This is a genomic window from Arthrobacter sp. MMS24-S77 (genome assembly GCF_054888235.1).
This window is the reverse complement of the sequence record NZ_JBTZRN010000001.1, coordinates 1284787-1299915: the sequence shown is the minus strand read 5'-3', so window position 1 is coordinate 1299915 and position 15129 is coordinate 1284787. Positions and strand designations below refer to the sequence as shown.

The window sequence follows — 15129 nt, the reverse complement described above, 5'->3', positions numbered from 1 at the left end:
AGAATAGAGTACAGCACCTTGTGAAAATCTTCACTAACTATTTCACCGGGCTGCCATACCGGCAACGCGGGCTATTTCGGGGTACTCGGATCCACGACGTCTACCACGCCAGTGACTGGTTCTTCAGGTAGCTCAGGAGATCTCCGGTAGGCGCGCCTCAATTGGATCGAAGCGCCCGCAACGATGGCAACGAAGAGCGAGCCAAAGCCGATGACCACCGCAGCTGGAACGGCCGTGTCGGCTTGGGAGGGCGCCTTCGCCACGGGAACTGTGGGATCCGCCAAGGTGGCTGCGGGACTGTTCGGCTTCGATGTCGGCTCAGGCGTGGGGCTGCTGAGGTCCCCCCGCCGATGGACCCGGATCCAGTCCGCGATGGATCCCACCGGATTGCTCTTGGCCTCGGGCACATCTGCTTTCAATGCCGCTTCGGCGTTGAGGATGCCGTAGCCGTAGATGGGGTCTTTGCCCGGCGCCCCCGCGTCCTCCGCCGTGGACACAATCCTGTTGATGACCTGCTTGGCACTCATGTCCGGCCACTTCGAACGGATCAATGCCGCGACGCCGGAGACAATGGGCGCGGAGCCGGACGTGCCGGCCCAATCCTCGTAGCTCCCGCCGGGCAGGCCACCAACCAGCTTTTCTGCGGGTGCCGAGACCCCGATGCTGATCCCCTGCGAAGAGGCGTCGACGCTGGCCGTGCGGTTACGGTCAAGGCCTGCCACGGTCAGAACCCCGGGAATGGTGGCTGGCGCGCCCACTTGGACGTTTCCGCCAATCCGGTTACCAGCCGCGGCGACGATCACCACGTCCTTCTGTTCGGCATAAAGGAACGCCGCATCCCAACTCTGGGGCCACTCGGGCGAGGTGCTTCCCAAGGAAATGTTGATGACCTTGGCACCGTTGTCCACTGCCCATCGCACAGCCTCAGGAATCTGCTCCTGGTCTGTCTTCCCCGCCGGGTTCGGCGAACCGAGCCAAGCGGAGACGGACAGGATCGAGGCCTCGGGGGCGACGCCGACGATTCCGTCCGGGCCAACGGATCCGGAGGAGGGCGGGGACGGCGGAGGACTGGCCGGAGCGTGTCCGCGCCCAGCCAAGAGGGTGGCGACGAGGGTCCCGTGCTCGGGTTTGGCGCCGATGCTCTTCTGTCCGTTCGGATCGCCCGAGCCGGAAGCGTCGGTTCCGCCGACAACCGCGCCCTTGAGATCGGGGTGTTGTCCGTCTACCCCGCTATCAATGATCGCTACTTTCACGCCTGCGCCCTTGGATACCTGCCAAGCGGCGGAGATCCCGTATTCGTTGAGCCAGTATTCCTTGTCCCGCCAGGAGTCGGCGAACGCCGCAGGCGCGGTGAGCAAAGCGCCTGCCAGGCTTCCCCCGGCCAGCATCGCGGCCAGCGCGGCCGAGGCGGTTCGGCGGCGCCAGCGGCATTGCAACGTCATCAGCGAATACCCATCGTTAACGAATACTCAGCGCGATGCCGTCGAGGATGTCATGTTCGCTGGAGGTGGCCACGCTGATGGACCCGTCCCCAAGCTCGGCCAGGCGCTGAAGTATGCGGCGCCATACGAGCGCTCCGGCTCCGATGACATCGACCCGCCCAGGGTGCATGTAGGGCAATCGGGCGCGCTCTTCGCGGCTCATTTCCAGCAGGCTCGTGGCGGCGTCGCTGATGGTCCCCAGATCCAGGCTGGCGCCGTGGATCAGTGCGGGATCGTACTCACTCAAGCCCAGGGCATGTGCCGTGATGGTGGTGATGGAACCCGCGACGCCCACGACGGCGGTGGCCCGGCCCAGCGGGACCGTGCGGCGGGCGAGGTCAATGGCCGCGTCGACGTCGGCTTCCGCGGCGGCGATCTGCTCGGGCGTCGGGGGGTCGTTGTGGAGGTGGCGTTCGGTCAGTCGCACGCAGCCGATATCAACGGATTTGGCGGCAATGACGCCGTCGGAGTCTCCAAGGACGAACTCGGTGCTTCCGCCACCGAGGTCAACCACGAGCACCGGGTCCTTGCCGCGCGAAGGAAGCACGCTGCTTGCTCCGGCGAAGGACAGGGCGGCTTCTTCATCACCTGAGATGACCTCGGGTTCGACCCCCAGCAAGTCCCGGATCCCGTCAACGAAGACGTCCCGGTTGCGCGCGTCGCGGCTCGCGGAGGTCGCCACGAAACGGACGCCCCCGGCGCCATGATGGCGGATCAGCTCCGCGTAGTCGGCGGTTGCCGCGAAAGTGCGTTCGAGCGCCTCGGGGGCAAGCTCGCCGGTGGCGTCAACCCCTTGGCCGAGGCGCACCACGCGCATCTCACGGACAACGTCCCGCAAGGGAGACCCGGCGTCCGCACCGTTGGAATCCGCGATCAGGAGCCGAATCGAATTGGTGCCGCAATCGATGGCAGCTACGCGGCTCATGCGTGGTGCTCCCCTGAAAACGGCTCGCCGGAAAACGCATTTGTTGTTTGGGAGGACGTGGACTTGCGAACAGGTGCCGGGCGGCCCACGATGTCCGGAAGCCCCTGCGGACCGTGTCGGCTGAGATCCTTGGACGGGACCTCTCCCGCACTGTCCCAAGCGCCGTCGCAGTAACAGCGGTCAGCGGTCCACCACTCGCTGATCGCTTCAATGGCCTCGTCGCCGAGCGGATTGACTCCAGGCCCGGCCGCCAGGGAGTGGCCGACCAAGACATGGAGGCACTTGACACGCGTCGGCATGCCGCCGGCCGAGACCCCCGCGATCTCGGGAACAGGTCCCGTCCCGGCACGTCCGGCGATTTCGTCACGCGCGTGAAGATAGGCCTCGTGGGCACTCCGGTAGGCCGTTGCCAAAGACTCATCGGCCGTGAGCCGTTCATTCATCTCATTCATGAGCCCACCGGCTTCCAGCCGCGACACTGCGGCGGTAATGACGGGGTGCGTCAGGTAGAACGTCGTGGGAAACGGCGTGCCATTGCTCAAGCGCGGAGCAGTTGCGGCGACCAACGGATTGCCGCACACGCAGCGTGCGGGGATTTCGACGACGTCGCGGACGGGCCGTCCGAGCTGACGGCTGAGGATTTCCAGATCGTGTGCTGATGGCTTGCGGTACTCCTGCGATGCAGGTGCCAAGTTGTCTTCCACTGGCGCTGCCATCCTTCCTGCCCTGTTTGGCCGCACCTATCAGGGCACGACGGCGGCGGGCACCGCGTCTAGTCTGTTGCCGAGCGTCGGATGGATTCCCACAGCCCATCCACCCACGGCAGATTGGCAGGGCTTCCGGACGCTCCTGAACCGGTGCGTCCGCCCGGTGTGCCGGCGGGAACGTCGCCACCAAACACCCAGTAGCCTGCTTCACCCGGCATAACCATGTTAATGCGGTCGCGGGCCTGTTGTTTCACGTAGTTGGGATCCTGCCAGCGGGTGATCTGCTTCTTGAGGCCTGCCTGCTCGGCCTGCTTGCCCGCGATGTCGGCCTCCAGGGCGGAGATTTCCGCCTTTTTCTCCAAGAAGATCTTGACCGTGGGCGCGAGCATGATGGTGATCGCGACCATCACTACGGCGAGTGCGAGCATGCGCCCCGAGAAGGCCTTTGCCGGCACGGGGCCGGCCGCTTTGTCCTTGCCGAGGTGGGTGGAATCCGTACCGGATGCCTTGGTGGACGCCTTACTGGTGACCGAGCTGTTTCCCGCCCGGCCTGGCACCGGACGTCCCGATTTCGCCGTTGCAGGGGCAACCTTTGAGGCCGTGGCCTCCTGCTGCGCAGCCGCCGACTTGCGGGACTCGCCGAAATCGGCACGGATGACATGGCCGCCGTCGGGGTTCTTTTGGGGCGACCGCCCCAGGGCGTCTGCTCGGGGGACCTTGGGACGGCGGGTGGCCATGACACTCCTGTAATGCCTGGTGCTTGCCTGGCGGGTTGCTGCGCTTTGTGTGCCTCATGGAGCCTGCGGCCTTGCCGAAGTGCTCTCACATTTCGTTAAACAGAACCGGTGGCTATGGTCTTTCCACCATAGCCACCGGTCAGCTGTTTCAGCGGATACTAGCCCTTGAAACGCGGGAAAGCGCTGCGGCCGGCGTAGCGTGCGGCGTCGTCGAGTTCTTCTTCGATGCGCAACAGCTGGTTGTACTTGGCGACGCGCTCGGAGCGGGCCGGGGCACCGGTCTTGATCTGGCCCGCGTTGGTGGCAACGGCGATGTCAGCAATGGTGGTGTCCTCGGTTTCGCCCGAGCGGTGCGAGGTAATGGTGGTGTAGCCGGAACGCTGGGCCAGGGAAACGGCGTCCAGGGTTTCGGTCAGGGAGCCAATCTGGTTGACCTTGACGAGCAGGGAGTTCGCCGTGGCGGAGTCGATGCCCTGCTGCAGGCGGACAGGGTTGGTCACGAAGAGGTCGTCACCAACCAGCTGAACCTTGTCACCGATGGTGTCGGTGAGGGTCTTCCAGCCTTCCCAGTCGTTCTCGTCCAGCGGGTCCTCGATGGAGACCAGCGGGTAGTCTGCGACGAGCTCGGCGTAGTAGGCGCTCATCTCGGTGGCCGAGAGGGCCTTGCCTTCGAACTGGTAGGCACCATCCTTGTAGAACTCGGAGGAGGCGACGTCCAGCGCGAGGGCAATGTCCTTGCCCGGGGTGTAGCCGGCGTTCCTGATGGCTTCCTGGATCAAGTCCAGTGCGGCGCGGTTGGACGGGAGGTTCGGCGCGAAGCCGCCTTCGTCACCGAGGCCGGTGGAGAGGCCCTTGGCCTGCAGGACGGACTTGAGGTTGTGGTAGACCTCAACGCCCCAGCGCAGGCCTTCCGAGAAGGTCTCGGCACCGATCGGGGCGATCATGAATTCCTGGATGTCGACGTCGGAGTCGGCGTGGGAGCCACCATTGAGGATGTTCATGAGCGGGACGGGAAGGACGTGGGCGTTCGGGCCGCCCAGGTACTTGTACAGGGGCAGGTCTGCGGATGCGGCGGCTGCGTTGGCCACGGCCAGGGAAACGCCCAGGATGGCGTTGGCGCCGAGCTTGCCTTTGTTCGGGGTGCCGTCGAGGTCGATCATGGCCTGGTCGATGCTGCGCTGGTCCGTCGCGTCGAAGCCGATGAGGGCCGGGGCGATTTCGTCGATGACCGCGTCAACGGCTTTCTGGACGCCTTTGCCGAGGTAACGGCCCTTGTCGCCGTCGCGCAGTTCAACGGCTTCGTGCTCGCCGGTGGAAGCACCGGAGGGAACTGCCGCGCGGCCGATCTGGCCATCGGAAAGCAGAACTTCAACTTCTACTGTCGGGTTTCCGCGGGAATCAAGGATCTCGCGGGCGTGGATGGCATCGATAAGCGCCATGGACTGCTCCTTATGGTGAAGCGATTTACTGGGAATCTAGAGGGAAATTCTCGACGTCCTCGTCGCCACTAGCCTAGTCGAGACCGGCCAACGTTACGGAACGGCGTCGGACCACTCACGTTATGTGGCTTCGTCGTCGCGTCCTTGGTAGCGGCGGACAGCGGCTCGCAAAGCCCGTTCGGCGTCGAATCCCTTTTCTTTCGAGCCCGCGACGACGGCAAGCAGGAAGTCTCCGAGTGCGGCTTCCGAGTCGGGAACCTCCGCTGCCGCAAGAGTGCGGCCACCGCCTTCGGTACTGCCAGAGCGAGCCGCGCGCTCGGCACGGTCAAGGGACTTCTGCGCCAAGGCGAGGGCAGGAAGGTGGGGTGGAATGCCTTCGAAGGGATCGAATCGCCCGGGCTTTTCGGCCTTCTTCACGGCATCCCACTTTTCGACGATCTCCTCCACGGTGGCCGGGAAGGATTCCTGCAAGGATCCGTCCGGCTTGAAGACGTGCGGGTTGCGCCGCACCATCTTCTCCGTAATGGCGCGCGCGACGTCGTCGAACGTGAACCGTCCTTGCTCCTCGGCGAGCCGGGCGTGGAGCACCACTTGAAGCAGCACATCGCCCAGCTCGCCGCGGAGTTCGTCGGAAGTATCGGAACCGGACGCGCCGGCCTCGATCGAGTCGACCACCTCGTACGCTTCCTCGATCAGGTACTCGACCAGGGATTCGTGGGTCAGCGCGCCCATCCACGGACAGTGCTCGCGCAAAGAAGCGATCTTTCCCATCAGCTCCCCAACGGGACCTTCTCCGGAGGCGGCACCTGCAGGAGTCTGCTTAGCCAAGGTTGGCGTAGGCGTCGTTGATGTACTCCACCAACGCCTCTTTTTCATCCAACGGCAGGAACGACGACTCTGCCGCGTTGAGGGTCAGTTCCAGGAGATCGTCGAGATCGTAGTCGAAGGTTTCCACGAGGAGTTCGAACTCGTCGGTGAGCGTGACGCCGCTCATGAGCCGGTTGTCGGTGTTGATAGTGACGTTGAAGCCCAGCTGGTAGAGCATGTCCAGCGGGTGGTTCTCGATGCCTTCGCCGAAGTTCGCGATCGCTCCGGTCTGCAGGTTGGACGAGGGGCAGATTTCCAGCGCGATTCCGCGGTCGCGGACCCAGCCGGCCACCTCACCCAAGGTGACCATGCCAACGGTGTCCTCGGAGTCGTCGTCGGCTTCTTCGCCCTCGGCATCTTCGAATTCAACGGTGATGTCCTCTGCGATACGCACGCCGTGGCCCAAGCGCAGGGCGCGGCCGTCTACCAGGGCGGACTGGATGCTATCCAGGCCTGCTGCTTCACCGGCGTGCACGGTAGCCGGGAAGTTGTGTTCTGCCAGGTAGGTGAAAGCGTCCTTGAAACGGGAAGGCAGGAAGCCATCCTCGGCTCCGGCGATGTCGAAACCGACCGCGCCGTTGTACCGGTGGCGCACGGCGAGCTCAGCGATTTCCTGGCCGCGGTCCGCGTGGCGCATCGCCGTGATGAGCTGACCGACCTGGATCTGGCGGCCGGACTCCTCCACGGCGTCCACACCGGCGTCGAGCCCTTCCTGGACGGCGTCCACAACCTCGTCCAAGGTGAGGCCCTTCTGCAAGTGCTGCTCAGGTGCCCAGCGGATCTCGCCGTACACAACGCCGTCGTCCGCCAGGTCCTCCACGAACTCCTTGGCGACGCGCGCCAGGCCTTCCTTGGTCTGCATGACGGCAATCGTGTGGTCAAAGGTTTCGAGGTAGCGGACCAAAGAACCGGAGTCGGCAGACTCACGGAACCATTGGCCGAGCGCTACGGGATCCGTGGAAGGCAGGGTGTGGCCGACGGCCTCCGCCAGCTCGATGATGGTGGCCGGGCGCAGTCCCCCGTCCAAATGGTCGTGAAGGGAAACCTTCGGGAGGCTCTTCAGGTCGAAGTCAAGGGCAGGGGCGGCATCAACAATGGGCTCAGTCACGTCTCCAACTCTAGGGGGACGGAAGGAGCTTAGCCAGCAGGGTGTGAGCGCTCGACGCCGGCCGTCGCCTTGACTGCAACGTCTGCATCTGCTGCGGCTGCTTCCGCGGAAGCTGCTTCCTTCTTCTCGGTGTCCTTCTTCTCAAGGTGCTTGTGCCACCAACGCAGGGTGTGGTCCACAATGACGCCGAGCACCACGGCAAATGCCACGGCAATCCCCACGCCGAGGAGCGGGTTGTTGTGCACCCAGTGGCCTGCAAGCGATCCAATCCCGATCGAATAACCTACCCAGGTAAAGCAGGCGAAGGCATCCAGCCAGAAGAAGGTCTTGTGGCGGAACCCGGTTTGTCCGGCAACGTAGTTCACTGCCACACGGCCCCACGGGATATACCGGGCGGTGAAGATGAGCACGGCGCCGCGCTTGTCCAGCTCGTAGTGCGCCCAGGCGAACATCTTCTGGACCTTCGGCTTGCGCATCCATTTCCAGCGATCCAGGCCGATCTTGCGGCCCAGCATGTAGGCCATGTTGTCGCCGCCCATGGCCCCGACCAGCGCGGTAGTGCCGAGGAGCCACAGGTTGGGCTCGCCACGGTGCATTGCCAGGGCGGAGAGTCCTACGATCGCAGTCTCACTCGGAAGGATCGTGGCGAAGCCGTCGATGAAGAAGAAAACCAGGAGCACCGGGTAGATCCACGGCTGCCCGGCGGCGTGCTCGAGCATGTGGTTCAGGAATTCCACGCAGGCATTGCTCCTCAGGGAAAGTCACACGGTTGAGTGACATAGATCGCTATCCAGTGTCCCACGGCCGGAGCGTCGTTCGCTACGCCCCGGCCGGGGAAGAACACGATTTAAGCCTAGCTCGGGAGTTGGAACGTGAGCATCCGTCCGCGGAGGGATCTTCCCCTCCTGGTTGCGTCATACCCAGGGAGGAGACGTCCCTACCCAGGGTGGAGACGCAACGATCCTGGCTGAGTGGTCCGACTAGGAGACGGGTTCTTCTTCGGTCTCCCCGGCATCTTCGGCCGGTTCGTCCAGTGGGACGGAGCCACGGACTTTGCTGATGACCCGGTCCACGATGATTCCGAGGATGACTGCCGCGACGATCGCGATGATCGCCCCGAGCAAGTGGTTGTGTTCGAACCACTGCCCAAAGAACAAGCCAATAGCCACCGAATAGTTCGCCCATAGGACGGCAGACATTGCTGTGAGCCCCACAAACATGCCGTGGGAGAAGTGGGTAGCCCCGGCAGTGAGGTTCACTGCCACCCGTCCGATGGGGATGAACCGTGCCACCATGATCAGTGACGCGGCCCGGCGTCGAAGTTCCCGCCCGGCCCAACGGAAGGCGCCCTGCATCCTTTGGGAACGCATCCACCGCCAGCGGCGGACACCTATTTGGCGGCCGATCAAGTAAGCGATGTTGTCGCCCGTGAAAGCCCCCAGCGCGCCTACCAGAATCAGCAGCCAGGCGTTGGGCACTCCGGCAGTCGCGGAGACGGCAGCGAGTCCCACCACCACCGACTCGCTGGGAATAGGAGGGAAAAATCCGTCGATCACACAGCAGGCAAAGACCAGAAGCAAGACCCAGGGCTGCCCGGCTGCGGCGAGGATGAAGTCGTTGATTGCCTGCACGGTTTTCCTAACGAATGGCCGAAGGGATAGTCTCCCGGGCGTCTGAAACGCCCGGGAGACCAGCCTAGGAGATCCGGTCGATGATGAGCCGCTGCGCCGGCCGTGAGCCCTCCGGCGCGATGAGCACTGCCCCCTCCAAGGCTTCCTTTGCTCTTTCGAATTTCTCAGGGGTATCCGTCAGGAGGGTCATCAGTGGCTCCCCCGCCCGCACCAAGGCGCCCGGCTTGGCATGCATGCGCACCCCTGCACCGGCCTGGACAATGTCTTCCTTCCGGGCCCGGCCAGCACCGAGCCGCCAGGCAGCCACGCCCACGGACAATGCGTCCAGCTCCACCAGGACGCCGTCGGCCGGGGCTGCGATGACCTCGGATTCCTTGGCCACGGGCAACGCCGCACGCGGATCGCCGCCTTGGGCCTCGATCATGCGGTTCCAGACGTCCATCGCCCGGCCGTCCTTGAGGGCGGCCGCGGGGTCGGCGTCGTGCACTCCAGCACAGGCCAGCATCTCTTCGGCGAGCCTGACGGTCAGTTCGACGACGTCTTCCGGACCGCCGCCTGCAAGCACCTCCACCGATTCCTCAACCTCGATGGCATTTCCCGCGGTCAAGCCCAGCGGGGTGCTCATGTTGGTCAGGAGGGCCACGGTGTTGACGCCGGCATCCTTGCCCAAGGCCACCATGGTTTCGGCCAGCTCGCGGGCTCGAGCTTCGTCTTTCATGAACGCCCCCGAGCCCACCTTCACGTCAAGCACCAGGGAGCCCGTGCCTTCAGCGATCTTCTTGCTCATGATGGACGAGGCAATCAGCGGGATGGCTTCCACGGTGCCAGTAACGTCCCGGAGGGCGTAGAGCTTCTTGTCCGCCGGGGCCAATCCGGTTCCGGCGGCGCAAATGACCGCTCCAACGTCCTGCAATTGGGCCAGGATTTCCTCGTTGCTCAGATCCGCACGCCAACCGGGAATCGCTTCGAGCTTGTCGAGGGTGCCGCCGGTGTGGCCCAGTCCCCTGCCCGAAAGCTGGGGAACCGCCACTCCGAAGACCGCAACCAACGGCGCCAGGGGAAGGGTGATCTTGTCCCCGACTCCCCCGGTGGAGTGCTTGTCAGTGGTGGCCTTCATGCCGCCGTCGGGACGCCGAAGGCTGGAGAAGTCCATTCGCTCGCCCGAGGCGATCATCGCCGCGGTCCAGCGCGAGATCTCGGCGCGGTCCATCCCATTGAGCAGGATTGCCATGTTCAGGGCCGCCATTTGCTCGTCGGCGATGACGCCGCGAGTGTACGCATCGATGGTCCAGTCGATCTGTTCCGGGCTCAGGGTGCCCTTGTCCCGCTTGATGCTGATGATCTGGACGGCATCAAACGCTTCAGTCTGCGTCACCGGTTCTCCTCGAGGTTGTCGGGACCGAACGCATCGGGCAGCACTTGGTCCATGGTCTTGATGCCCTGCGTTGTCATAAGCTGCATGCCGGGTGCCCGGAATTCATACAGCAATTGCCTGCAGCGGCCGCACGGCATGAGGACGTTCCCCTTGGCGTCGACGCAGTAGAACGCCAACAACCTGCCGCCGCCACCCATGTGGAGGTCACCCACCAGTGCGCACTCAGCACACAACGTGAGGCCATAGCTGGCGTTCTCGACGTTGCAGCCGCTCACAATCCGCCCGTCCTCGGTGAGGGCAGCAGCCCCCACCGGGAACTTCGAATACGGAGCGTAGGCCTTACCCATGGCAGCGACAGCGGCGGCCTCGAGGGCCGCCCAATCCACTCCTTCGGTATCCGTGGCCGCCACGGTCAACCCTTGACGTACGGTATGCCGCTTGCCGCGGGCGGCCGGGACCTGCCCACCAATCCAGCGACGGCGAAGACCGTCAGGGCGTACGGCAGCATGGCCATGAACTGGCTCGGCACGGGCGATCCGATGATGGTGATGACGCTCTGGAGGTTGTCCGCGAAGCCGAACAGCAACGCGGCCAGGAACGCGCCGATCGGGTTCCAGCGCCCGAAGATCAACGCCGCGAGGGCGATGTACCCGCGGCCTCCGGACATGTCCTTGCTGAACGCATCCACGGATACCAACGTGAAGAAGGAGCCGCCGATGCCTGCGATCGCGCCGCCCATGAGCACGTTCCAAAAACGGGTCCGGTTGACGTTGATGCCCACGGTGTCGGCTGCCTGCGGGTGCTCGCCGACGGCCCTCACGCGCAGCCCCCACTTCGTGTGGAAGAGGCCGAGGTAGACCACGATCACGGCGATGTACATCAAATAGCCCACGAGGGACTGGTGGAACAGGATGGGGCCAATGATGGGGATATCGGACAGGAAGGGGATATCCACCGGGGGCAGTCGGCCAGGCTTGTTGAGGCCTTCCGGGTCGGCCGTCAGCAACGTCGAGAACAGGAAGCTCGTCAACCCGCTGATGAGGACGTTGAGGACGACGCCCACGATGATCTGGTTGACGAGGTACTTGATGCTGACAATGGCCAGAACCAGGGAAACAAGCCCCCCGGCCACTGCTGCCGCCACCAGCCCGGCGTAGACGTTGTGCGTCACTGTAGCAACAACGGCCGCGGAAAACGCCCCCAAGAGGAGCTGTCCTTCAATGGCAATGTTGACCACGCCCACGCGTTCGCACAGGACCCCGGAAAGGGAACCGAACACCAACGGCACGGCCAAGGTCACGGATCCTGCAATCAGCCCGGCGAGGGAGATGGACGGCTCTGCGTCATTTCCATGGGCCACAATCCAGACCATGAAGCCAATCAGGAAAAGGGCTGCGAAAGTACCTCCAACCCACCGGGGAATGATCCTCTTTGCCTGAGTGAGGTACACCGTGTATCCCGCCAGGCCCAGAAGAATAACTGCGCAGATCCAGCCGATGGCCGCGGAAGGAACCGTGATCCGGACAACCTTCGCGACTCCGAGCGCGGCAAGGCCGAGAACCACAACAGCGCCGACGGTGGCTGCGGGCAGCCAGCCCGGCACTGTGCCAGATCCCGATGCTAGGCCCGAACGACGGCGGACGAACCATAGGTATCCGAGCCAAGCTGAAAGCAGGAGGGCAAGGACCAGCGTGACCCACGCAGCCACATTCGAGGCAGCTTCATTGGCCGCCTCGGCGATGCCGAAGCCTGCCGACTTCGAATTGGACATGAATCCGAACAATATGGTTCCCAGGATTGCGAGCAGGGACAGTCCGATTCCGGCCTTCCAGCTGACCAGTTCGCTGACACCCGGTTTTCCGGTGCGCGCAGGGGCGTTGCCGGCGGGCGTGCCACCGCCGGATGTGGTTGTTGTGGTGCTCATGCTGTTGCCGCTCCGCTCTCAATTTTTCCGGAGGGGATCGTTCCGGAGCCGGGGCCGCCCGGGGCCTTCTTCTTTTTCCGGGGATTCAACCCGAAGATCGCACGCACCAGGGGCGGTGCCGCAATGAACAGGACGATCAGCGACTGGATGACCAAAACGATGTCGATCGGGGTCTGGGTCTGTGCCTGCATCGCGACGCCTCCCGCCCGGAACGCACCGAACAGGAGACCGGCGAAGAAGGTTCCCCACGGCGTCGAACGGCCCAACAAGGCAACGGTGATGGCATCGAATCCGATGGAAGCCGCGACGCCTCCCGAGAGGTATTTTTCCGTTCCCGACACTTGCGCAATGCCGGCCAGGCCCGCAAGGGCGCCCGCAATCGCCATGACCAGGATCACGGCCCGGGGAACATTGATTCCGGCGGTGCGTGCGGCGCTCTGGTTGGCGCCGACTGCCCGGAATTCAAAGCCAAGGGTAGAGCGGTTGAGGAGCCACCAGACGAAGACCGTTGCCAGCACCGCCAGGAGGAAGCCGGCGTGGAGCCGGAACTGCGGTCCGAGCAACTCCGGAAACAGCGCCGACTGGTCCAGGAAGGGCGAGATCGGGTTGGTCGAACCCTTGCGCTGGAAGGCCGGAGTGGTCAGGAGGAAAAGGAGGAGGAAGTTGGCGATGTAGTTCAGCATGATGGTGACGATGACCTCGTGCGCGCCGGTCCTCGCCTTGAGGAGACCGACGACGGCGCCCCACACCGCGCCGCCGACGAGTCCGGCAGCGATGACCACCAGGAGGTGGACCAGGAACGGCAGGTGCCACGTAAAGCCAACGTAGGCGCCGAACAAGGCACCAAAGATGATTTGGCCTTGCGCGCCGATGTTGAACAGCCCCGCACGGAAGGCCAATGCCACGCCAAGTCCTGCGCAAATCAGCGGGGTGGACACCGTCAGTGTTTCAGTAATCGGGTACAGCTGGGCTGCGGCGTCGGCCCCTGCCCAGTTGAACAGCGAGCCCTGGACCAGCGCCACGTAAGGCCTGAACACCTCGGTGAGCATGTCCCCCGGCTGCGCGAAGAAATATCCTGCCGTTTCGGCCACTTTGGGGTTGGTCACGGCCATCAGGATTCCGCCGAGCACGATCGCGAGCAGCACGGACAGCACCGACACCGTGGCGTTTCCGGTCACGATCTGCCGGAAGACCGAACCACCGGCAGCGTGCGGGATCTGTCCGCCTTGGCTGGTGGCCGGAACCGCTGACGGGGCCATCGCACCGTCCGCTGTGTCCAGTGCGACATCCAGGACGACCTCATCATTCACTGTTTCCGGAAGCACGGGATCGGCCTCGTGTTTGTGTCGAGGGGTATTGGACTCAGACATGTGTTCCTCCCTCGAGGGTTTTGTGCGCAGCCAGTTCTGCCTCGTGTTCCGGAACGCCTGCCATCATCAGGCCCAGCACATCGCGGGAGGTACCGGCGGGAACAATTCCGACGAGCCTTCCGCGGTAAAGGACGGCGATCCTGTCAGCGAGCTCAAGCACTTCATCGAGCTCCGTGGAGACGATCATCACCGGAGTTCCGTTGTCACGTTCGGCAATGACCCGTTTGTGCACGAATTCAATGGAGCCGACGTCGAGCCCTCGGGTGGGCTGTGATGCGATGAAGAGCCTCAAGGGCCTGGACAGCTCCCTCGCCAGCACCACCTTTTGCTGGTTTCCACCGGAGAGCGTGCCCACGGCGACGTTGATCGAGGGCGTCCGCACATCGAACTCTTCGACCTTCTTCTCCGCGTGGGAAGCAATCAAGGCCGGCTTCATGCCGATGCCTTGTGCAAAGGGCGGCTTGTCGTACAGGTCCAGGATCATGTTCTCGGAAATGGAGAACGTTCCAACCAAGCCGTCGATCTTGCGGTCTTCGGGGACGAACCCGACGCCGGCGGAAAGGACCTGCTTGACGCTCTTGCCGAGCAGTTCGACGTCGTCGAGGGTGATGGACCCGGTGACATGGGGCTGGACGCCGAGGATGGCTTCCGTGAGTTCCGTCTGGCCGTTGCCTTGGACACCGGCGATGGCAAGCACTTCCCCCTTGGCGATGTCGAAACTCAGCCCATCCACGACGTGCTGGCCATTGTGGTCAACAACGGTGAGGTCCCGGACCTTGAAAGTCGCCTCGCCCGGCTGGGCAGGTTTCTTTTCCAGAGTCAGGCTGACCGCGCGGCCCACCATGGCGGAGGCGAGTTCCGTTGGGGACGCTGAAGGGTCAGCCGAGCCGACCACTTTCCCCGCCGGATCACCGTAATGATGTCCGAAATTTCCTTGACCTCACGCAGCTTGTGCGAAATGAAGACAATTGATTTTCCGGCAGCCTTGAGCTGCCGGATGATGTCCAGGAGCTCGTCGGTTTCCTGCGGAGTGAGAACGGCTGTCGGTTCGTCGAGAATCAGGACTTCGGCATCGCGCACCAGTGCCTTGATGATCTCGACCCTTTGCTGCACACCCACGGGAAGGTCTTCCACGAGGGCATCGGGGTCGACGTGGAATCCGTACTGCTTGGAAATCTCGGAGATCTTGCGGCGGGTTTCATCGAGATTTAGAAAACCGGCGGCTTTGGTGGCTTCGTTTCCCAGCGCGACATTTTCGGCCACGGTGAAAACCGGAATCAGCATGAAGTGCTGGTGGACCATGCCGATTCCTGCCGCCATGGCGTCGCCGGGACCCTTGAAGACGACAGGCTTGCCGTCGACCAGGATTTCACCGTCACTGGGGTCGTAAAGTCCGTAAAGGACATTCATCAGGGTGGATTTACCGGCACCGTTTTCGCCCAAAAGGCAATGGACTTGGCCGGGTTCAACCACGAGGTCGATGTGGTCATTGGCTACGAGGGATCCGAAGCGCTTCGTGATCCCTTTCAGTTCGAGTTTCAAAACTCCAACCCATCTATAAAGGA

At 63.6% G+C, this 15129-nt stretch carries 13 protein-coding genes and 1 pseudogene; all 14 read right to left on the bottom strand.

Going from position 1 to position 15129, the window contains the following annotated elements; all coding sequences use genetic code 11:
- Window positions 1-71 precede the first annotated feature (71 nt).
- Entirely contained in the window at window positions 72-1442 is a 1371-nt protein-coding gene (locus ACX5I4_RS05960; RefSeq protein ID WP_461835859.1) for a S8 family serine peptidase, read from the bottom strand.
- A gap of 16 nt (window positions 1443-1458) precedes the next feature.
- Window positions 1459-2406, bottom strand: coding sequence for a Ppx/GppA phosphatase family protein (locus ACX5I4_RS05955; protein WP_461835858.1), 948 nt, complete (start codon window positions 2404-2406; stop codon window positions 1459-1461).
- Entirely contained in the window at window positions 2403-3122 is a 720-nt protein-coding gene (locus ACX5I4_RS05950) for a DUF501 domain-containing protein (protein ID WP_461835857.1), read from the bottom strand. Before ACX5I4_RS05950 ends, ACX5I4_RS05955 begins: the two co-directional genes overlap by 4 nt.
- Before the next feature lie 56 nt (window positions 3123-3178).
- On the bottom strand, window positions 3179-3850 hold the full coding sequence (locus ACX5I4_RS05945; protein WP_461835856.1) for an FtsB family cell division protein: 672 nt from the start codon (window positions 3848-3850) through the stop codon (window positions 3179-3181).
- Window positions 3851-4008: 158 nt separating this feature from the next.
- Window positions 4009-5289, bottom strand: a complete 1281-nt coding sequence (gene eno, locus ACX5I4_RS05940; protein WP_461835855.1) for a phosphopyruvate hydratase — start codon at window positions 5287-5289, stop codon at window positions 4009-4011.
- 120 nt (window positions 5290-5409) lie between these two features.
- Entirely contained in the window at window positions 5410-6060 is a 651-nt protein-coding gene (locus ACX5I4_RS05935) for a MazG nucleotide pyrophosphohydrolase domain-containing protein (RefSeq protein WP_461835854.1), read from the bottom strand.
- Window positions 6061-6109: 49 nt separating this feature from the next.
- Window positions 6110-7264: an adenosine deaminase gene (locus tag ACX5I4_RS05930; protein ID WP_461835853.1), complete on the bottom strand. Its 1155-nt coding sequence runs from the start codon at window positions 7262-7264 to the stop codon at window positions 6110-6112.
- A 29-nt stretch (window positions 7265-7293) separates the two neighbouring features.
- Complete coding sequence (locus tag ACX5I4_RS05925; protein WP_461838663.1) at window positions 7294-7983, bottom strand: DedA family protein; 690 nt, start codon at window positions 7981-7983, stop codon at window positions 7294-7296.
- Between the two features lie 261 nt (window positions 7984-8244).
- Window positions 8245-8895 carry a DedA family protein gene (locus tag ACX5I4_RS05920; RefSeq protein ID WP_461835852.1) on the bottom strand — a complete coding sequence of 217 codons (651 nt, stop codon included), beginning with the start codon at window positions 8893-8895 and terminating at the stop codon, window positions 8245-8247.
- A 64-nt stretch (window positions 8896-8959) separates the two neighbouring features.
- A complete protein-coding gene (locus tag ACX5I4_RS05915) occupies window positions 8960-10270 on the bottom strand; it encodes a thymidine phosphorylase (protein WP_461835851.1) in 1311 nt (436 codons plus the stop codon).
- Window positions 10267-10680 carry a cytidine deaminase gene (locus ACX5I4_RS05910; protein WP_461835850.1) on the bottom strand — a complete coding sequence of 138 codons (414 nt, stop codon included), beginning with the start codon at window positions 10678-10680 and terminating at the stop codon, window positions 10267-10269. Before ACX5I4_RS05910 ends, ACX5I4_RS05915 begins: the two co-directional genes overlap by 4 nt.
- Before the next feature lie 2 nt (window positions 10681-10682).
- On the bottom strand, window positions 10683-12194 hold the full coding sequence (locus ACX5I4_RS05905) for an ABC transporter permease (RefSeq protein WP_461835849.1): 1512 nt from the start codon (window positions 12192-12194) through the stop codon (window positions 10683-10685).
- A complete protein-coding gene (locus ACX5I4_RS05900; RefSeq protein WP_461835848.1) occupies window positions 12191-13564 on the bottom strand; it encodes an ABC transporter permease in 1374 nt (457 codons plus the stop codon). The genes ACX5I4_RS05905 and ACX5I4_RS05900 overlap by 4 nt, the downstream gene beginning before the upstream one ends.
- Window positions 13557-15106: pseudogene (locus ACX5I4_RS05895) on the bottom strand (ABC transporter ATP-binding protein). Before ACX5I4_RS05895 ends, ACX5I4_RS05900 begins: the two are co-directional and overlap by 8 nt.
- Window positions 15107-15129: the final 23 nt, after the last annotated feature.